General features: G+C 55.7%; 18 protein-coding genes and 1 riboswitch. Of the genes, 7 read left to right on the top strand and 11 right to left on the bottom strand.

Going from position 1 to position 18285, the window contains the following annotated elements:
* Positions 1-46: 46 nt before the first annotated feature.
* The 4 genes from secD (at position 47) to C7476_RS04385 (ending at position 6376) form a co-directional block, all read left to right on the top strand.
* On the top strand, positions 47-2581 hold the full coding sequence (secD, locus tag C7476_RS04400; protein ID WP_114428696.1) for a protein translocase subunit SecD: 2535 nt from the start codon (positions 47-49) through the stop codon (positions 2579-2581).
* A gap of 328 nt (positions 2582-2909) precedes the next feature.
* On the top strand, positions 2910-4679 hold the full coding sequence (gene ybaL / locus C7476_RS04395; protein WP_114428695.1) for a YbaL family putative K(+) efflux transporter: 1770 nt from the start codon (positions 2910-2912) through the stop codon (positions 4677-4679).
* A gap of 27 nt (positions 4680-4706) precedes the next feature.
* The gene (locus C7476_RS04390; protein ID WP_114428694.1) at positions 4707-5657 is read left to right on the top strand and encodes a lysylphosphatidylglycerol synthase domain-containing protein; all 951 of its coding nucleotides are present in this window, start codon (positions 4707-4709) and stop codon (positions 5655-5657) included.
* A 158-nt stretch (positions 5658-5815) separates the two neighbouring features.
* A complete protein-coding gene (locus tag C7476_RS04385) occupies positions 5816-6376 on the top strand; it encodes an alpha/beta hydrolase (protein WP_114428693.1) in 561 nt (186 codons plus the stop codon).
* Positions 6377-6380: 4 nt separating this feature from the next.
* Here C7476_RS04385 and cysW read toward each other — a convergent pair whose 3' ends face one another.
* The 4 genes from cysW to C7476_RS04365 all read right to left on the bottom strand — a co-directional run bounded on the left by cysW (position 6381) and on the right by C7476_RS04365 (position 9540).
* Positions 6381-7247: a sulfate ABC transporter permease subunit CysW gene (gene cysW / locus C7476_RS04380; RefSeq protein WP_114428692.1), complete on the bottom strand. Its 867-nt coding sequence runs from the start codon at positions 7245-7247 to the stop codon at positions 6381-6383.
* Positions 7231-8067 (bottom strand): sulfate ABC transporter permease subunit CysT, encoded by an 837-nt coding sequence (gene cysT, locus C7476_RS04375; protein ID WP_114428691.1) that lies wholly within the window; start codon positions 8065-8067, stop codon positions 7231-7233. Before cysT ends, cysW begins: the two co-directional genes overlap by 17 nt.
* A gap of 88 nt (positions 8068-8155) precedes the next feature.
* A complete protein-coding gene (locus C7476_RS04370; protein WP_114428690.1) occupies positions 8156-9163 on the bottom strand; it encodes a sulfate ABC transporter substrate-binding protein in 1008 nt (335 codons plus the stop codon).
* A gap of 185 nt (positions 9164-9348) precedes the next feature.
* A complete protein-coding gene (locus C7476_RS04365; protein WP_114428689.1) occupies positions 9349-9540 on the bottom strand; it encodes a hypothetical protein in 192 nt (63 codons plus the stop codon).
* Between the two features lie 280 nt (positions 9541-9820).
* On the opposite strand from C7476_RS04365, the gene C7476_RS04360 reads away from it, so the two are divergent.
* On the top strand, positions 9821-10270 hold the full coding sequence (locus C7476_RS04360) for an RrF2 family transcriptional regulator (RefSeq protein ID WP_114428688.1): 450 nt from the start codon (positions 9821-9823) through the stop codon (positions 10268-10270).
* Between the two features lie 15 nt (positions 10271-10285).
* Here C7476_RS04360 and C7476_RS04355 read toward each other — a convergent pair whose 3' ends face one another.
* From C7476_RS04355 to C7476_RS04325, 7 genes are all read right to left on the bottom strand, one after another.
* Positions 10286-11059, bottom strand: coding sequence for a thiazole synthase (locus C7476_RS04355; protein ID WP_114429019.1), 774 nt, complete (start codon positions 11057-11059; stop codon positions 10286-10288).
* A gap of 210 nt (positions 11060-11269) precedes the next feature.
* Complete coding sequence (gene thiS, locus C7476_RS04350) at positions 11270-11467, bottom strand: sulfur carrier protein ThiS (protein ID WP_114428687.1); 198 nt, start codon at positions 11465-11467, stop codon at positions 11270-11272.
* Positions 11464-12429 (bottom strand): glycine oxidase ThiO, encoded by a 966-nt coding sequence (thiO, locus tag C7476_RS04345; protein ID WP_114428686.1) that lies wholly within the window; start codon positions 12427-12429, stop codon positions 11464-11466. The genes thiS and thiO overlap by 4 nt, the downstream gene beginning before the upstream one ends.
* A gap of 4 nt (positions 12430-12433) precedes the next feature.
* Positions 12434-14254, bottom strand: a complete 1821-nt coding sequence (thiC, locus tag C7476_RS04340; RefSeq protein WP_114429018.1) for a phosphomethylpyrimidine synthase ThiC — start codon at positions 14252-14254, stop codon at positions 12434-12436.
* Between the two features lie 207 nt (positions 14255-14461).
* Positions 14462-14578: riboswitch (TPP riboswitch) on the bottom strand.
* A 45-nt stretch (positions 14579-14623) separates the two neighbouring features.
* The gene (locus C7476_RS04335) at positions 14624-15193 is read right to left on the bottom strand and encodes an NADPH-dependent FMN reductase (protein ID WP_114428685.1); all 570 of its coding nucleotides are present in this window, start codon (positions 15191-15193) and stop codon (positions 14624-14626) included.
* A gap of 212 nt (positions 15194-15405) precedes the next feature.
* Positions 15406-15681 carry a 30S ribosomal protein S21 gene (rpsU, locus tag C7476_RS04330; protein WP_114428684.1) on the bottom strand — a complete coding sequence of 92 codons (276 nt, stop codon included), beginning with the start codon at positions 15679-15681 and terminating at the stop codon, positions 15406-15408.
* A gap of 403 nt (positions 15682-16084) precedes the next feature.
* Positions 16085-16429 carry a RidA family protein gene (locus C7476_RS04325; protein ID WP_114428683.1) on the bottom strand — a complete coding sequence of 115 codons (345 nt, stop codon included), beginning with the start codon at positions 16427-16429 and terminating at the stop codon, positions 16085-16087.
* Between the two features lie 327 nt (positions 16430-16756).
* Here C7476_RS04325 and C7476_RS04320 point away from each other — a divergent pair, with 327 nt between their 5' ends.
* Complete coding sequence (locus tag C7476_RS04320; RefSeq protein ID WP_114428682.1) at positions 16757-17647, top strand: fatty acid desaturase family protein; 891 nt, start codon at positions 16757-16759, stop codon at positions 17645-17647.
* Between the two features lie 36 nt (positions 17648-17683).
* Positions 17684-18265, top strand: coding sequence for a histidine phosphatase family protein (locus C7476_RS04315; protein ID WP_114428681.1), 582 nt, complete (start codon positions 17684-17686; stop codon positions 18263-18265).
* Positions 18266-18285 lie beyond the last annotated feature (20 nt).

The raw sequence follows: 18285 nt of genomic DNA, 5'->3' as shown, positions 1-18285 counted from the left end.
ATCAGTTCTCGGCAGCGCGCCCGCACTCCATAACGGAATTTAAGATATGCGTACGTCGAGATGGGTCCTTTGGACCTACATTGCTATTATCCTGGCGGGTATTGTCCTCGCCCTTCCTAATGCTTTCACCAAGGCACAGCTCGAAGCTATGCCAAGCTGGTTCCCCAAGAAACAGGTCGCCTTGGGCCTCGACCTTCGCGGCGGTTCCTATCTCGTGCTGGAAGTCGATGCGGCAGCACTAAAAAAAGACCGCATGCGCTCAATTCTCGACGATACGCGCGGTCATCTGCGCACGGCGAAAATCCAGCCACAATCTGTCCGTGTCGCGGGTGATAGTGTCATCGTAACGCTGGCAGATGCGACACAAAGCGATGCAGCAGTTGCAGCCCTACGCGATCTGAGCACTCAAGTCGCGCAAGTCGGGTTTGCGGCACCTGTCAGTGACATCGATATCAACACGAACGGCAACCAGATACGCCTGACGCTGACTGAAGCCGGAATGAAGGACAAGCTCGACAATGCATTAACGCAAAGTCTGGAAATCGTCCGTCGCCGCGTTGATCAGGTCGGCGTTGCCGAGCCCTCCATCCAGCGCGTCGGTTCCGATCGTATCGTCGTTCAGCTCCCCGGTCTGCAGGACCCGAGCCAGTTGCGCGCCCTCCTCGGCAGCACCGCCAAGATGACCTTCCACATGGTTGCAGATCGCAATTCCGGCGATGCGCCGCCTCCCGGCGTATCCATTTTGCCGGATGCCAAAGATCCCGCCATTACCTACCCGGTTGAAGATCGCGTTGCACTCAGCGGCGAACGCCTGACCGATGCCCGCGCCGCCTTCGATCAGCAAACCAACCAGCCGATCATTTCATTCCGCTTCGATAACGTCGGTGCGCGTCAGTTTGCCGATATCACCAGCCAGAATGTCGGTCGCCCCTTTGCCATCGTGCTAGACGGCAAGGTCCTGACGGCTCCCGTCATCCAGGTCCCGATTACCGGCGGCTCCGGTCAGATTACTGGTAACTTCACGGTTCAGGATACGGTCACCACCGCTGCGCTGCTTCGCGCTGGCGCTTTGCCGGCGCCGCTGACCGTCATCGAAGAACGTACCGTGGGTCCGGACCTTGGTGGCGACGTCATCAAGATGGGCATTCTGACGGGCCTCATCGGCTTCGCGCTCGTCGTCGGATTTATCTTCGTCCTCTATAGCGGCTGGGGTCTGATCGCCAATCTGGCGCTTGCTCTCAACGTCATTCTCACGTTCGGCATTTTGAGCCTGCTTGGAGCGACACTGACCCTCCCCGGCATCGCCGCCATCATCCTCGGTATCGGCTTTGCTGTTGATGCGAACATCCTCATCAACGAACGTATCCGTGAAGAAGCCCGCAAGGGTATTGGCGCGATGGCTGCGGTCGATCGCGGCTTCAAGCTTGCCTATTCGACCATTATCGACTCGCAGGCCACGCATCTTATCGCGACGCTACTGCTGTTCCTCTTCGGCACCGGCCCGATACGTGGCTTCGCCATCACCATGATCATTGGCGCACTTGTTTCCATGTTCACGGCGGTCACCGTCGTCCGTGTCATGATGACGGCAATCGTCCGCCGTCGGAAGATGAAGACGATCCGTATCGAGCACCTCTTCAAGCTCGTACCGGAAAACACCAACATTTCTTTCATGAACGCGCGCTTCTTCGGTATCGGCGTTTCTATCTTCCTGTCGATCGCTTCGGTCATCCTCTTCATCCATCCCGGCCTGAACTATGGTATCGACTTCAAGGGCGGTATCCAGGTGGAAGTTACGACATCCAAACCCGCAGACCTCGCCACGATGCGTTCCACTCTTGAAGGCCTCGGTCTCGGTGAAGTCGCCCTCCAGCAGGCCGGCGGCGACAACAAGGTGCTTATCCGCGTCCAGCGTCAGGACGGCGGCGAAGAAGCGCAGACCGCGGCCGTTACCAAGGTCAGGGCTTCCGTTCAGCAGCTTGATCCTGGTGTGAAGATCGAGAGTTCCGAAGTCGTCGGACCGAAGGTCAGTCAGGAGCTTGCACGATCAGGTGTCCTGGCCGTTACCCTCGCCAGCCTTGCCATGTTGCTCTACATCTGGTGGCGGTTCGAATGGCACTTCGCGCTTGGCGCAATTGCCACTCTGATCCTCGATACGACGAAAACCGTCGGCTTCTTTGCCCTGATGGGGCTCGATTTCAACCTCACGGCCATCGCCGCTCTGCTGACCATCATCGGTTACTCGGTCAACGACAAGGTCGTGGTTTACGATCGAATGCGCGAGAATTTGCGCATCCACAAGAAGATGCCGCTGCGTCAGATTATCGATCTGAGTATCAACCAGACGTTGGCACGTTGTATCTATACTTCGCTGACCGTGTTCCTTGCCATGCTTCCCATGGCAATCTGGGGCGGCAAGGCCGTGGAAAACTTTGCTCTGCCGATGCTCTTTGGCGTAGTCATCGCCACAAGTTCGTCGCTGTTCATCGCAGCGCCGATTCTCTTGCTGCTCGGGACATGGTGGGAAAAGAATCACGCTTCGCGCATCGGCTCGGGTGAGAAGCCGGTCGTCCAGGGGTGATCGGTCCCCAACTTAGCGTTCAACGCTAACTATTTGCGGCGCAGGGAGAAAATCGCGTTTCCTGCGCCGCAGAGCCGACGAAATCGGTTTGCAAGCCACCGGAGGTACGCAATACTGCCGCGACAGCACCTGTTCGCAGGACATGAATCACACGTAACAGAGTTCAGGGTGCGTTGAGATTCAGGTCACGGCGAGCCGAAAATGGTCGTTTTCGAGAACCGGAGCGGAGCGTACTTTTGGTACGTGAGCACCGGATCACAGAAAACTGCCATTTGCAGGCCGCCATGGCGTGAATAACAGCGTACCCTCACGAGGGAGACGCCGACTTATGCCTCATGAAACGCCGCTGATTGCGACAATCGTCATAGGTCTGGTTCTGGCCTTTATTTTCGGTGCGATTGCCAATCGTCTGCGTATTCCTCCCCTTGTCGGTTATCTCGTAGCCGGTGTTTTGGCCGGCTCGCATACTCCCGGTTTTGTCGCCGATCAGGAGTTGGCTTCCGAGCTCGCCGAGATCGGCGTCATTCTGCTTATGTTTGGCGTCGGCCTGCACTTTTCCTTGAAGGATCTTCTCTCGGTTCGCGCCATCGCAATTCCCGGCGCCATCGTGCAGATTTTGGTTGCGACCTTGCTTGGCGCTGGCCTTGCCTGGATTCTCGGCTGGAGCATGCAAGCCGGCTTTGTCTTCGGCCTCGCACTCTCGGTTGCAAGTACCGTGGTTCTCCTGCGCGCCATGCAGGAGCGGCGGCTGATCGAGACAGAACGAGGGCGTATCGCTGTCGGCTGGTTGATTGTCGAAGACCTTGCCATGGTTCTTGCCCTCGTCCTGCTGCCGGCTATTGCCGGCGCCATCAATGGCGGTAGTGAAACGGGCGATATGGTTCGGGCCGCGAGCGATCCAATCGTCAGATATTTCGATCTTGGCATCGGCGGCGTGGTAGCACTGACACTTGGCAAGGTTGCTGCCTTCGTTGCCGTCATGCTCATCGTCGGGCGCAGGGTCATCCCCTGGACCCTGCATGCGATCGCACATACCGGATCGCGCGAGCTTTTCCGCTTGGCTGTGCTGGCAATCGCATTGGGCGTCGCCTTCGGTGCGGCCAAGCTATTCGGCGTGTCGCTGGCGCTCGGCGCGTTCTTCGCCGGCATGATCATGAGCGAATCCGAACTCAGCCACCGCGCAGCAGAGGAATCCCTACCCTTGCGCGACGCCTTTGCAGTGCTGTTTTTCGTCTCGGTTGGCATGCTGTTCGACCCGATGACAATCGTCAATGATCCCTTGCCGCTGCTCGCAACGCTCGCAATCATCGTCGTTGGAAAGTCGCTTGCCGCATTTTTCATCGTCCGCGCCTTTGGCTATCCAACGGGTACTGCCCTGATCATTTCTGCAAGCCTGGCGCAAATCGGTGAATTCTCTTTCATTCTTGCCGAGCTCGGCGTCGGGTTGGGCATGTTGCCTGAGGAAGGCCGCGACCTCATTCTCGGCGGTGCCATCCTGTCGATACTCTTCAACCCATTGGTGTTTGCAGGCGTTACGTACCTGAAGCCGCGGCTCGAAAAGCGTGTGCCAACCGAAGAGCCATCTACCGAAGATTTGGCAGCGGTTGAAATGCCCGATGTGGAAATCCGCCCGACCACACTTACTGACCATGCCGTTCTGGTTGGCTATGGCCGCGTCGGCAGTCTTGTCGGTGAGGCGCTTAAAGAAGTCGGCAAGCCATTTCTCGTCATCGAGGACGCCGACAAAACTGTAGCGAAACTGCATGACGAGAACATCGAAACGATCGTCGGCAACGCAGCCAATGGTGATATCCTCGCCGCCGCCAATCTTGCCCAGGCCCGTCAACTGATCATCGCCATTCCGAACGCTTTTGAAGCCGGACAGATTGTGGTCAAGGCCCGGGCCGCAAACCCCGTCATCAGCATTTTGGCGCGAGCTCACTCAGATGCGGAGGTTCAGCATTTGCAAGATCTTGGCGCGGACGCGGTCATCATGGGTGAACGTGAAATAGCGCGCGGAATCGTCGCCCACATCCTCGACCTCGAGGACCCCAAGCCGGAGAAATCGGACCGTATCGAAGCAACAAAAGCGGTATAGAATAAGAATGGGCGAGCAGGAAAAAGCATGAAATTAAAGGATTACGTATGGCCGGTCGTTGGGCTGGCCGCCGTCGGGATTTCCGTATGGCTCCTTTACAAGGAGCTGCGGAGCATCTCGCTGGATGACGTGATTCATAGCCTTTATGCCATTCCTGCACATCGTTGGATTCTGGCAGGCTTTGCATCTCTCGTCGCCTACACTGCCCTGGCCGGCTATGATCGCATTGCGCTACTACACCTGCGCCGCAAGATTTCCTGGTTGTTCATCGCGCTCTGTTCGTTCACCACCTACGCACTTTCGCACAATATCGGCGCCTCGGTTCTCTCTGGAGCTGTGGTTCGCTATCGCGCCTATTCCTCGCAAGGCATGAGCGGCCCTGAAATTGCGCTGCTCATAGCCTTCTGTTCATTCACTTTCATGTTGGGAGTATTGACACTGAGTGCAGTCGTTCTGCTCTTGGAGCCGCATCTCCTTCAGCGTTTCAACGCAGAACTGCCGCCTTCCTTAAGCTACGTGCTGGGTTTCGCTGCCTTGGCAATCGTCATACTCTATGTGTTCGGCAGTTGGCTGCATTTCCGGCCGCTGCGCATTCGGCGCTTCACCCTCGAGTATCCGCGGTTGCCAGTGGTCGCCCAGCAGTTGATCGTCGGGCCATTGGAGCTCATCGGTGCCGCCGCCATCATTTACTTTACGCTTCCGACAGCAGGCAATCCCGGCTTTCTCATTATTCTCGGGATCTTTCTCGTATCATTCTCCGCGGCGCTGATCTCCCATGCGCCCGGCGGCCTCGGCGTATTGGAACTGGTCTTCCTCACCGGTTTGCCCGATATGAATCAGGCCGACGTATTGGCGGCACTGATTATTTTCCGCTTGTTCTACCTGTTGATTCCATTTGCCCTTTCGCTGCTTGTCGTACTTTATTTTGAGCGCTCGCAGTTGCTGTTGCGCTGGTACAAGAAAGACAGCGATACCTGACAGGTCATTTTACGATAATCACCATTCGCGCAGGGAATATTTTCCATTTCTGACTGAGTTTAGTGCGCAGTTCCTTCATGGATCAGCGTCGCTACCCTATTTTGAGGCCACATTACGAATCCTTCTCCAAAGCAATGGCACAAAAGGAGTGGTGGCGCATGACGACATTGATCATTCCGGGATATCGCGGGTCCGAGAAAGGCCACTGGCAACAGCAATGGCTGCTGGAGGACGAAACAGCGCGCCTTGTCGAGCAGGACGATTGGGACAATCCGGTCCTTTGCCAATGGCTCCACGTTCTTGAAGCAACCCTTGCCGAAACACCCGGCGCGGTGCTGGTCGCGCATAGCCTCGGCTGTGTTCTCGTCACGCATCTCGCCAGCCGTCCATCGGCAGCGCATGTCGCGGGTGCAGTTCTGGTTGCGCCAGCCGACGCCGAACGTATGGCCGTTCAGGATTCCAGGTTCCGCAGCTTTGCCCCCCTGCCACGCCACAAGCTTGGCTTCCCTTCAATCGTGGTCGCCAGCCGCAACGATCCCTATATGTCATTCAACAAGGCAGAAGCTCTGGCCGGTGTTTGGGGCTCAGGCTTCGTCGATATGAAAAATGCCGGACACATCAATATCGAAAGCGGCTTTGGCTCATGGCCGGAAGCGTACATTCTGGCGGATTCAATGCGCAGACCGCAGCAGGATTTTCGCGCTCAACGAGCAGCGTAAGGCTCTAGCTCGTTTGCTTGCGTTCAAGCAAATACTTGAGGATGAGCGTCACGACGGCGATCAAAGCCAGTGTCGATGAGGCAGCAAATGCCCCAGTAACGTTATAATCATTGAACAGAAGTTCGATCTGAAGCGGCAATGTGTTGGTCTGACCACGAATGGCGCCCGAAACGACGGAAACGGCACCGAATTCGCCCATAACGCGAGCATTGCAAAGGACCGCGCCGTAGAGCAGCGCCCAGCGGATATTCGGCAATGTGACATAGAAGAAGGTCTGTAGCCCAGTCGCGCCAAGGGTGATCGCGGCTTCTTCGTCCTCGCTACCCTGCGCCTGCATCAACGGAATAAGCTCACGTGCCACGAACGGGCTCGTTACGAACAGGCTCACAAGAAATATCGCAGGAACTGTGAACATGATCTTGATGTCGTAGCTCTCAAGCAACGGCCCAAGAAGGCCTTGGCTCCCGTAGAGAAACAGGTAGGTCACACCGGCGACGATCGGCGATACCGAAAACGGTATCTCGATCAGGGTAATCAGCAACCGCCGCCCAGGAAAACGAAACCGCGTCACCAGCCACGCCACACATATCCCGAAGATCATATTGATGGGCACAACGACGATCGCCGTGAGAACCGTCAACCAGACAGCGTGCAGTGTCGCGGGTTGCAGGATCTGGGTGAAATAGACAGCGATACCCTCTCGGAAAGCATAGGTGAAAATCACCGCCATAGGCACGCCGATGAACAGGATCGACAGGAAGACCGCCGACGCGATCAGCAAACACTGCGACAGTCGCGATGGCTTGATGCCATGCCGTCGCGACGGTTGTCCTATAGCCGCTGGTGAAACGAGACTAGTTGCGGTCTGCATAACGCAACTGCCAGGCCTGAATTGAGTTGGTGACGAACAGCATGACGAACGCAGTGACCAGCATCACCGTCGCCAGCGCAGCGGCTGCCGGGTAGTCGTATTCATCAAGGCGAATGAATACGAGGAGAGACATGACCTCCGTCTCGAACGGCAAATTGCCGGAGATGAAGACTATGGCGCCAAACTCTCCAAGGCTGCGTGCAAAAGAAAGGCTGCATCCTGCAATGAATGCCGGAAAAATCGCCGGCCATATGATCCTGGCAAATATTTGCCAGTTGGTGGCGCCCAATGATCGTGCCGCCTCTTCGACATCAGCAGCAACGTCTTCCAGCACCGGCTGCACTGTCCGGATAACAAAGGGAATGCTGGTAAACGTCATCGCAAGGGCAATACCCAGCGGCGTATAGGCAACCTTTACTCCCAACGGTTCCAGATATTGGCCAAACCAGCCGTTCGAGGAAAATACGGTGACCAACGCAAGTCCGGCAACCGCAGTCGGCAACGCAAAAGGCAGATCAACCGCCGCATCGAGAAGGCGCCGTCCCGGAAAATCATAGCGAACCAGAACCCATGCCAGCAGGACACCGAAAATCGCGTTGAGCACTGTCGCAAGCGCCGCTGCACCGATCGTAATGCGATACGTCGCAACCGCGCGCTCCGAGGATACGATACTCCAGAAATCGGCCCAGCCAAGGTTGATGGATTTATACAACATGGCCAAAAGCGGCAGCGCAACGATGATGACGAAATACAGCAGGGTCACACCAAGAGTGAGACCAAAACCCGGCAATATTCCTCGCTGACTGGACCTTGAAAACATGAGCAGTTTCTAGCCTATGCTCGGATGAACGCAAGCGCGGGTTGAAAAGTAAGCAGTGCGGCTCTGAACCGCACTGCGTCCGGCAAGGTCAGCGCTTGGTGAACACCTTGTCGAGCGTTCCGCCCTCGGAGAATTGATCCTTGGTCACTTTTGCCCAACCGCCAAAGACATCTTCGACAGTCAGCAGGCGAGTTTCCGGAAATTGCGATGCATATTTCGCCTTCACCGTCTCGTCGTTCACACGGTTGTAGTTCTGCGCGAGAATATCCTGCCCCTCCGGAGAATAGAGGAATTTCAGATAATTCTCCGCGATCGCGCGCGAGCCGCGTTTATCCACGACCCTGTCGACCACGGTCACTGGAAACTCGGCAAGCAGGCTCACCGGCGGGACAACCGCTTCGTACTTGTCCTCGCCGAGTTGCTTGCGTGTTCCCAGGACTTCTGCCTCGAAGGTGATCAGCACATCGCCAATACCGCGCTCGGCAAAGGTCGTCGTTGAACCACGACCGCCAGTGTCGAACACCGGCACATTGGCGAGCAGCTTTTTCACGAATTCTTGCGCCTTGGCGTCGTCCTTATTGAACTTTTCAAGCGCAAAGGCATAAGCCGCCAGATAGGTGTAACGTGCGTTGCCGGAGGTCTTGGGGTTTGGAAAAACGACCTTCACGTCATCGCGAATCAGATCATCCCAGTTCTTGATATTCTTCGGGTTGCCGGCTCGCACGAGGAAGGCCGGCAAAGAATAGTACGGCGAAGAGTTATTCGGCAGACGCGACTGCCAGTCGGCGGGAATGAAGTTGCCCTTGTCATGCAGAACCTGAACATCTGTCACCTGGTTAAAAGTGACTACATCGGCTTCAAGACCCTCGAGGATCGAGCGGGCCTGCTTGGAAGAACCAGCATGTGATTGGTTGACCGTGATATCTTTGCCAGATTGCTGTTTGTATTCGGCAGTGAAGGCCTTGTCGATCTGCCCATAAAGTTCGCGCGAGATATCGTAGGAAACATTGAGAATCTCGGTGGGTTCGTCTGCAGCCTTGACCGGCGTCAAACTCACACTGAGAGCCAGAGCAGCATATACAAACAGTCTTTTCATTGGATACTCCCACAGCCTCGCCCGCACGAAGGTGCCGGACATTTTTTGCGAGAGTGGCGGTAAAATCACCAATGCGAAAGAATTTGTTTTCCAATATGCCCGGAAATGCCGAAATCATATACTCCAAAGAAGCAATTTGAAGCAAGCAGCCATCACTTGCCGCGCCGCAGTCAAAGATTATTGACTCACCAAAATCCGCGGTGTTGCCAGCACCAGAGGAAATCCTCCTCGGTCCAGTTGCGGTTTTTCTTGGCCGCAGCTTCTTCGCGATCACGCAGCTTGGGATCGCTGGCATTCCGGCCGAAAGTTTCAGCTACAAAAACGTTCCGCCACAGGCGTTCTGCCCGGTTAAATATGCCTGATACTTCACTGTACATTGCGACCTCCATCAAACAATCCGGTTGCAGAGTTAGCTAATGATGACGCCTTGAAATCATTTGTCAACAATCTCTACCGATTTAATCGTGTATTGGATTCTCCGTTCCCGCACCGCCTTCTGCAGCGCATTCTTAACGAATTATTATTTTTCAGCGTCTTACACACCATTTTTAAGACATTTCGCCGCCGTAAAAAAACTCATTTTTTAACATTTTTACACTAGAAAATGGTGTGCGAGGGACTATGACTGCACCACACTGGTAGTCAGGCAAAGAAGAAATGATATCGCAAAAGGCCAAATATGCTCTGCGGGCGCTTGTCGTTCTGGCCAGGGCAGATGCCGAGAAAGCTCTCTTCATCTCGGATATCGCTGAAGAACAGAATATCCCGAAGAAGTTTCTCGAACAGATACTGTTGGATCTGAAGCACCAGGGTATAGTGATAAGCCGTCGCGGCAAGATGGGCGGGTATCTCCTGCTAAAGGCGGCCGAAGAAATCACGTTCGGCGAGGTACTGCGTCTTATCGACGGTCCGATTGCTCCTCTCCCCTGCCTGAGCAAGATTGCCTATCGCCGCTGCGAGGATTGCCAGGACGAAGCGACGTGTGAAATACGCCACGTCTTCAATGAAGTCGCCAATGTCACCCGTGCGGTCCTGGACAAGACGACGATCGCCGATTGCCTCATTTACGGCGATAACCGTAAAGTCGCAGAGTTGCTTGATAGCTAAGCCTACTTCGCGCCATCAGGTAAAAACGGCCCGGCCGATCACGGGTGTTGACGGAACGGCAACGTCGCGAGGCTCCAGCATGCCTGCGTGAAAGGCCGCATACCCCGCATCAACTGCTTTGGCAAAAGCCCCGCCCATTGCCACCGGATCGCCGGCCTTCGCCACGGCCGTGTTCAGCAGGATGGCGTCAAATCCGAGTTCCATGACCGTCGCAGCATGGGATGGACGCCCGAGACCCGCATCGATAATCATTGGAACGTCGGGGAAATTGCCCCGTAGTGAACGCAGTGCATGCAAATTGAGCGGTCCGAGAGCCGAGCCGATCGGCGCGCACCATGGCATCAAAACCTCGCAACCTGCTTCCAACAGCCGCTCGACGACTATCAGATCGTCTGTCGTATAGGGAAACACCTTGAAGCCCTCGCCGCACAATATCCGGGCAGCCTCGACCAGTGCGAAGACATCCGGCTGCAAAGTATCGTGATTGCCAATGACTTCGAGCTTGATCCAGTCGGTCGCAAAGACATCCCTTGCCATCTGTGCCGTGAGCACAGCTTCTTTCACCGTATGACATCCCGCCGTGTTCGGCAGCACATGTGTTCCAAGCGACCGGATGAGCGACCAGAACTTGTCACCGGATTTGCCGCCTGCCATTTCCCGCCGCAGCGAGACGGTGACGATTTCCGTGCCGGATACTCTGATTGCATCCATAAGGATAGCGGGCGAAGGATACTGCGCTGTTCCCAGTAACACGCGTGAGGACACCTTTGTCCCATACAAACTCAACATGGCATCCACCCAGCGCTCGCAATTGGCCGCATCACCCAGGTGCGTGGTTCGACAAGCTCACCATGAGGGAAATGGTTTGTATGCAAGGAATCAGGTCCTGAAGCATCGATGGTTGTGCTTGCAGTCCACAAATCTCCCTCATGGTGAGCTTGTCGAACCACGCACATGGGCAATACAGCCAATAAATCCATGTAATGATCTCGCTTCATTCTATCCGCCTTGTTTGGGTGTCAGTATTTCGATGCGGTCGCCTTCGCTTAAAAGGCAGTCCTGCCGTTCGGTCGCCCGGACCAACTCGCTATTGACTGCCGTCGCCAGCCATTCGCCCTCGAATTCCAGTTCGGCAAGCAAAGCATCGAGCGATTGCGCCGACACCTCGTGCGGTTCACCATTGACGAGCAGTTTCATCGGGTTGCTGTCCTTTCATTCAAAACCATATCAGCCACCTGCATGGCCATCGCCGGGGCAAGCAAGAAACCGTGCCGGTAAAGCCCGTTGATGCTGGTGGTTTTACCCTCGCGGACGACACGCGGCAGATTGTCCGGATAGGCGGGGCGAATGCCCACCCCTGTTTCGACAATCTCGGCCTCACCGAAAGCGGGGTGCAGGCTATAGGCCGCGTTCAGCAATTCCATCATCGATCGCACGGTGACCGGACCGGCAGAGTCGCTTTCGATCATCGTTGCGCCCACCATGAACGTGTGGTCGGCCCTCGGTACGACATAGATAGGAAAGCGCGGATGAACGAGCCTGACAGGACGTGACAAGGAGATATCTGAGGTACGCAGGATCAGCATCTCACCGCGCACGCCGCGCATGGTCTGATCTTCGCGGGAATAGCCGGTGCATTGAACGGTCCAATCAAAACCGGCTGTTGCGGCCCGCAATGGATCGGTTTCGAATGCGACACCTGCTTCCGCCAGTTTCGCCGCAAGACCGATCAACACGTGTCGGGGGTCAAGATGCGCTTCCCCCTCAAAGAATAATCCCTTGCGGAAGCGCCCAGCAAGGTCCGGCTCCAGCGTCCTAATCGCGTCATCGTCAGCCCATTCAAAGCCAGACGTTCGCGAGCCGAACCGTTCAAGCTCCCTGGCGTCACGGACTGGCGCCAAGACCAGCGTACCATTGCATCTCACTGAGCCGGGCAGCGCCGCTTCCCACCAGTCAGCGGCACCAACGCCGAGCTCGACAACTATCTGCTCAGCACTCGCCCGCTCGCAGTAGGGCGCAAGCATCCCCCCTGCAAACCAGGATGCAGCCGCGTGGCTGCCCGGTTGCGGGTCGAGCACCGTCACGCGCGCGCCGCGTGACGTCAATTCGTGGGCGACCGACAATCCGGCCACGCCGGCGCCCTTTACGAGAACATTCATTCCTTCAGGCACCTTTGTTCAACGGCATATAGAGATCGCCGCCCTCACGAAATTTCTCCGCCATGGCAGCCATGCCTTCCTTTTGCGCCTCGGCACGGATGTCGTGAGAGATGCGCATGGAGCAGAATTTCGGCCCGCACATCGAACAGAAATGCGCCACCTTGTGCGCTTCCTTGGGCAAGGTCTCGTCGTGGTAGAGACGCGCCGTTTCCGGGTCGAGCGACAGGTTGAACTGGTCCTCCCAGCGAAACTCGAAACGCGCCCGTGACAACGCGTCATCGCGCAATTGAGCCGCGGGATGTCCCTTGGCAAGGTCAGCGGCGTGAGCGGCAATCTTGTAAGTGATCACGCCGACTTTAACATCGTCGCGGTTCGGCAGACCAAGATGCTCTTTCGGCGTCACGTAGCAAAGCATCGCGGTCCCGAACCAGCCGATCATCGCAGCACCGATGCCGGACGTGATGTGATCATAACCGGGCGCAATATCCGTTGTGAGCGGTCCGAGCGTATAGAATGGCGCCTCGCCGCAAACTGCGAGCTGCTTGTCCATGTTCTCCTTGATCTTGTGCATCGGCACATGGCCAGGTCCCTCGATCATCACCTGGCAATCCTTGGCCCACGCAATCTGCGTGAGTTCGCCCAGGGTTTCGAGTTCGGCAAACTGCGCAGCGTCGTTGGCATCGGCGATAGAACCAGGTCGCAGGCCATCCCCCAGCGAGAAGCTCACATCGTAGGCGCGGCAGATATCGCAGATTTCCTCGAAATGCTCGTAGAGAAAGCTTTCGCGATGGTGGTGCAGGCACCACTTTGCCATGATCGAACCGCCGCGCGAGACAATGCCCGTGACGCGGTTCACCGTCAGCGGAATATAGTGCAGCCGCACGCCGGCGTGGATGGTGAAATAATCCACCCCCTGCTCCGCCTGCTCGATCAGCGTGTCGCGATAAACCTCCCATGTGAGGTTCTCCGCAATGCCATCAACCTTTTCCAGCGCCTGATAGAGCGGCACCGTGCCGATCGGCACCGGCGAATTCCGGATAATCCATTCGCGTATATTATGAATGTTGCGCCCGGTGGAGAGATCCATCACCGTGTCCGCGCCCCAGCGCGTAGCCCAGACCATCTTTTCCACTTCCTCGGCCATCGAAGACGTCACAGCGGAATTGCCGATATTGGCGTTGATCTTGACCAGAAAATTGCGCCCGATGATCATCGGCTCAAGCTCCGGATGGTTGATGTTGGCAGGAATGATTGCCCGGCCCCGCGCTATCTCTTCCCGAACGAATTCCGGGGTTACGTGATCGGGGATTGATGCCCCGAACGATTCGCCATCACGCATCACACCATTCTTGGCGCTCTCCCGGCCCAGATTTTCGCGGATCGCGACATACTCCATTTCCCGCGTGATGATACCTGCCCGTGCATAAGCAAGCTGGGTAACGGCTTTGCCGTCCTTTGCCTTCAACGGATTGTTGCGGATGGGGAATTCCGGCGTCAGCCGTTCGCCCGTGGCAAAGCCATTATCCGCCGGAATCACACGGCGACCGTCATAGGAATGGACATTACCCTGTGCGGCGAGCCAGCTTTCGCGAACACGCGGGATGCCCCTGGCGATATCGATTTCTGCTGACGGATCGCTATAGGGACCTGACGAATCATAGACTGTGACGTTGGGCTCGCCCGCAGTCGGATGAACCGCGATTTCACGCATGGGGATGCGGATATCCGGATGAATGTGCCCGGTTTTGTAAATCTTGATCGACGCAGGCAGTGGTCCGGTCGAAACAGCAGGCGTGCTTGAAATAGTTGGATTAAAAACGGTCATCATCAGGTTCCTTTGCCCGCTCATGACTCCCAAAAAGTGCTTCCTTTTTGGATAAGGACCATGAGCCATTAAAAGTGTTGCTGCGACCATTATGCGTCCATCCAAGTGGACGGATGGCGCAACAAGTGCGTGGAAACCCAGTTCTGTGCCGGAAGGATGAAAGGAGTTCGCGAGTCTGAACAGAGACCGAGTGCCTAGACACTCTATGCGAAGACTTTTGCACCGTCCCTACGCCAGTATGAACTGGATCAGGTTCAACGGGTCACTGCGCTGCAAAAGCCAGCAGTATCTCAGCCCCTTGTCGGGACTCCCCTGGTGAATGTGTTTATGTGACCCGCTGATGACGCACTTGTCAAGCGGGTCAATAGATCACGAAGTGTGCAAAGGTTTGAGAGCCGTCGCCCACTTGAGCAATTCGGTCAGCATCGCCGTTGCACCGGTTTTCATCAGATCGCTTGGCTGGAACACGCCTTCGTCATTGATGAATTGCCGATAGTTCGCAACAGGCACACCTTCCGGGATAGGCACCATATGCAGGCCAGCGATCAGTCCCTTCACGGACTCAACGGAACGCAACCCACCCGATACGCCGCCATAGCTGACGAAACCTGCCGGCTTGTAGCTCCGCTCCTGGAACAAATAGATCAACGCGTTCGTCAAGGACGGCGGGGCGTTGTAATCATATTCCGGCGTGACGAAGACATAAGCGTCGCCTGAATCAATGATGGCACTCCACTTCTTCGTGTGAGCGTGTTCATACTTCTTCATCTTGGGATGGTTCGGTTCGTCGAAGATCGGCAGGTCAATCTCAACAAGGTCGATGAGAACAGGTTCAAAGCGGCCATCCAGTTTGGCAAATTCATTGAACCAGTTTGCAACGGCTGGGCCACCGCGACCCGGCCGCGTGCTAGCTATGATAATATTGAGCTTGAGTGCCATTTCGACCTGTCTCCATACGGGATGATTCTGTGACCTATGAATAGAAGCCGCTGCCACAGCACAAGCAGGCACTTATTGGAAACCGGCAATATGGTTTCGGATGACCATCAAAATGAAGTTATCGAAAGCTCTTTAAAAACGAAAACCCGCTACGGCCTGGACCATGCGGGTTCTGTCGCGCTTATGAATGACCGGATGAACCCGGTCATGAATTATCGGTTGTTGAAGTCGCTGCCATTGTTGCCGGCTGGACGGGCAACGCGTTCCTTCTTCTTCGGACCCGGCAACAGGCCTTCGCGCTGAGCCTGCTTGCGTGCAGCCTTGCGGGCACGGCTAACGGCTTCTGCTTTTTCACGGACACGGCGCTCGGATGGCTTTTCAAAAGCCTGGCGCGCCTTCATTTCGCGGAAGAGACCTTCCCGCTGCATCTTCTTCTTCAGGACCCGAAGGGCCTGTTCAACATTGTTATCACGGACGAGAACTTGCAATCGTTTTCCTTACCCATGCTTGTCTCGCCTTGCGGAAGGAAATGAGCCACAATCAGACAAGCGTTTGAAGAATTGCCACTACGGCAATCCGGAGAAGCGCGGACTTTATTCATTTCCGCGCCAAAAATCCAGTGCGCTCAAGCAATTTACTTGAGTATTCCCGCCACGACGCCAACTATTCTGGTGACTCAGCTGGGATATTTTTGTGTTCGGTCAATGTCAGCCGATTCAGTCTGACTATGCAGAACCAGGGAAGATTCTGGGGTGCAGTGAGATTCGCGATCATGACGAGTCGAAAACGGTAGTTTTCGAGAACCGGAGCGGAGCGTACTTGAAGTACGTGAGCGCCGGATCGCAGAAAAATGCCGTTTGCAGACCGTCATGGCGTGAATATCAACACATCCTAGATCGCGGCAGTGATAATGATCTCGACTTTGTATTCCGGCGTTGCAAGCTTGGCTTCGCCCGTTGCACGCGCCGGGGTATTTGCCGGGTCGACCCAAGCATCCCACACGGCATTCATCTCGCCGAAATCCTTCATGTCATCGAGCCAGATGATGGCTTGCAACAGCTTGGATTTGTCGGTGCCGGCTTCCTTGAGCAAGCGGTCGATCGAAGCCAGGACGTCCTTGGTCTGCTCGGTCACGCTCTTGCCTGGGCTGCCGACCTGGCCGGCTAGATAGGCCGTGTTGCCGTGGATTACGACCTGGCTCATGCGTGGACCAACTTCAATACGGCGAATGCTCATGGAAATCTCCTCTAACGATTTGCTGGCAATCCAATGCTTGCCTTGCGTGCATGAAAAAGGGCCGATGCGGCCCTGTTTTCAAAGGATAGTAGCGTGGGTGCAGATCTGGCCCTTGACCCGCGGATCGAGCACTAGGATTATTTGAACATCATAGCGCTTTGATTTTGAATGATTTTCTGCCCATAATGACGTGCAACACGACCAATGAACATCAACAACAGTCGATTCGGCGCCACATTATTTGGCACATGCGGGAGAGTCAAATTTCACGTCCAGACGTTCGAGAGCGTTGTATAAATAAGTGCCTCGTTCGATTATCATTGCCGCATGGATCACCGGACTGTCATTGCATCGTTGACATCGGAGGAGCGCAATCGTCTGACCGCCAAATCAGACCTTGCGGGCCTTCTTCAACTCGCCGCTCATTGGGGCTCAATCATTCTTCTCGGGTGGTTGATTGCTTTGAGGACGCCCTTATGGCCGCTTTTGGTGATACCGCAGGGCATTCTGATCGTGTTCCTGTTTACCCTTCAACACGAATCCGTCCACCGCACGCCGTTCAGGACGCAGTGGTTGAACGACTGCGTCGCGCGTGTATGCAGCGTCCTCCTTGTGCTGCCGTCGGACTGGTTTCGCTACTTTCATCTAGCCCACCACCGCTTCACTCAGGATCCCGAGAACGATCCTGAGCTGATGTCCCCCAAGCCAGAAACCATGCAGCAATACCTCGTGCACCTGTCGGGTATTCCTGTTTGGTGGAGCCACATCAAAACACTAGCAATAAACGCTTCGGGGCGTTGCAGCGATACATTCGTGCCAGCAAAAGGTCATCGGAAAGTCCGCAGCGAGGCACAAATGATGATTGCGGTCTATGTCTGCATGATCGCTGTCTCCGTTTACCTGGAGACGGCGGTTCTCGTATACATCTGGATCCTTCCAGCACTACTGGGACAACCTTTCTTGCGCATTTATCTTCTGGCCGAGCATGGACGATGCCCCTATGTCGCCAACATGCTCGAGAACAGCAGGACAACCACTACGACTTGGCTGGTGCGCAAGCTTGCATGGAACATGCCTTATCATGCCGAACACCACGCTTATCCAAGCGTGCCTTTTTACAGACTGCCGGAATTCCATGCGCTAATCGAGACGCAGCTTAGACAGACCGAGGACGGCTACATCCGGTTCCACACCAAATACATTGAGCGGATCCGTTAAACGATCAGTTCGACATGCATTGTCAAAGGGGTACATATGAGCAGCGCTTTTCCGGAGATCTATCTCGTTCGCCATGGAGAAACAGAATGGAGTGCCTCCGGCAAGCACACGGGACGTACGGACATACCACTGACACCCGCTGGGGAAGAGGCCGCGCGCCATATCGCCGCCCGTTTGTCGGGCCTGAATTTCTCCGCTGTGTGGTCAAGTCCATCACAACGTGCTTCAAAGACCTGCGCGCTTGCTGGATTTGGCTCACAGGCTGTGACTAAAGCCGAATTGGCAGAGTGGGACTACGGGGCATACGAGGAATTGACGACGAAGCAAATTCTCGCCGAACGCCCCGGATGGCATCTGTTCCGGGATGGCTGCCCGGGCGGCGAATTGACATCGGATGTGGGCGCACGGGCGGATTTGATAATCCGCCAGCTCCGCCAAACCGATGGCACGATTCTGATATTTTCGAGCTCTCATTTCTTGAGGGTCCTTGCGGCACGCTGGCTCGGATTACAACCTGAAGCTGGCGCACTCTTCGTCCTCGATACCGCAAGCATAAGTGTCCTCGGCTACGAACACGACCTCACTGAACCCGTCATAAGAAAATGGAATCAAAAGTGATTTGATTCTCTTTGATTAAA

The sequence above is a fragment of the Phyllobacterium bourgognense genome (genome assembly GCF_003337575.1).
Taxonomy (GTDB): domain Bacteria; phylum Pseudomonadota; class Alphaproteobacteria; order Rhizobiales; family Rhizobiaceae; genus Phyllobacterium; species Phyllobacterium bourgognense.
Note: the sequence above shows the minus strand (reverse complement) of the source record. Positions and strands in the feature narration are given on the sequence as shown.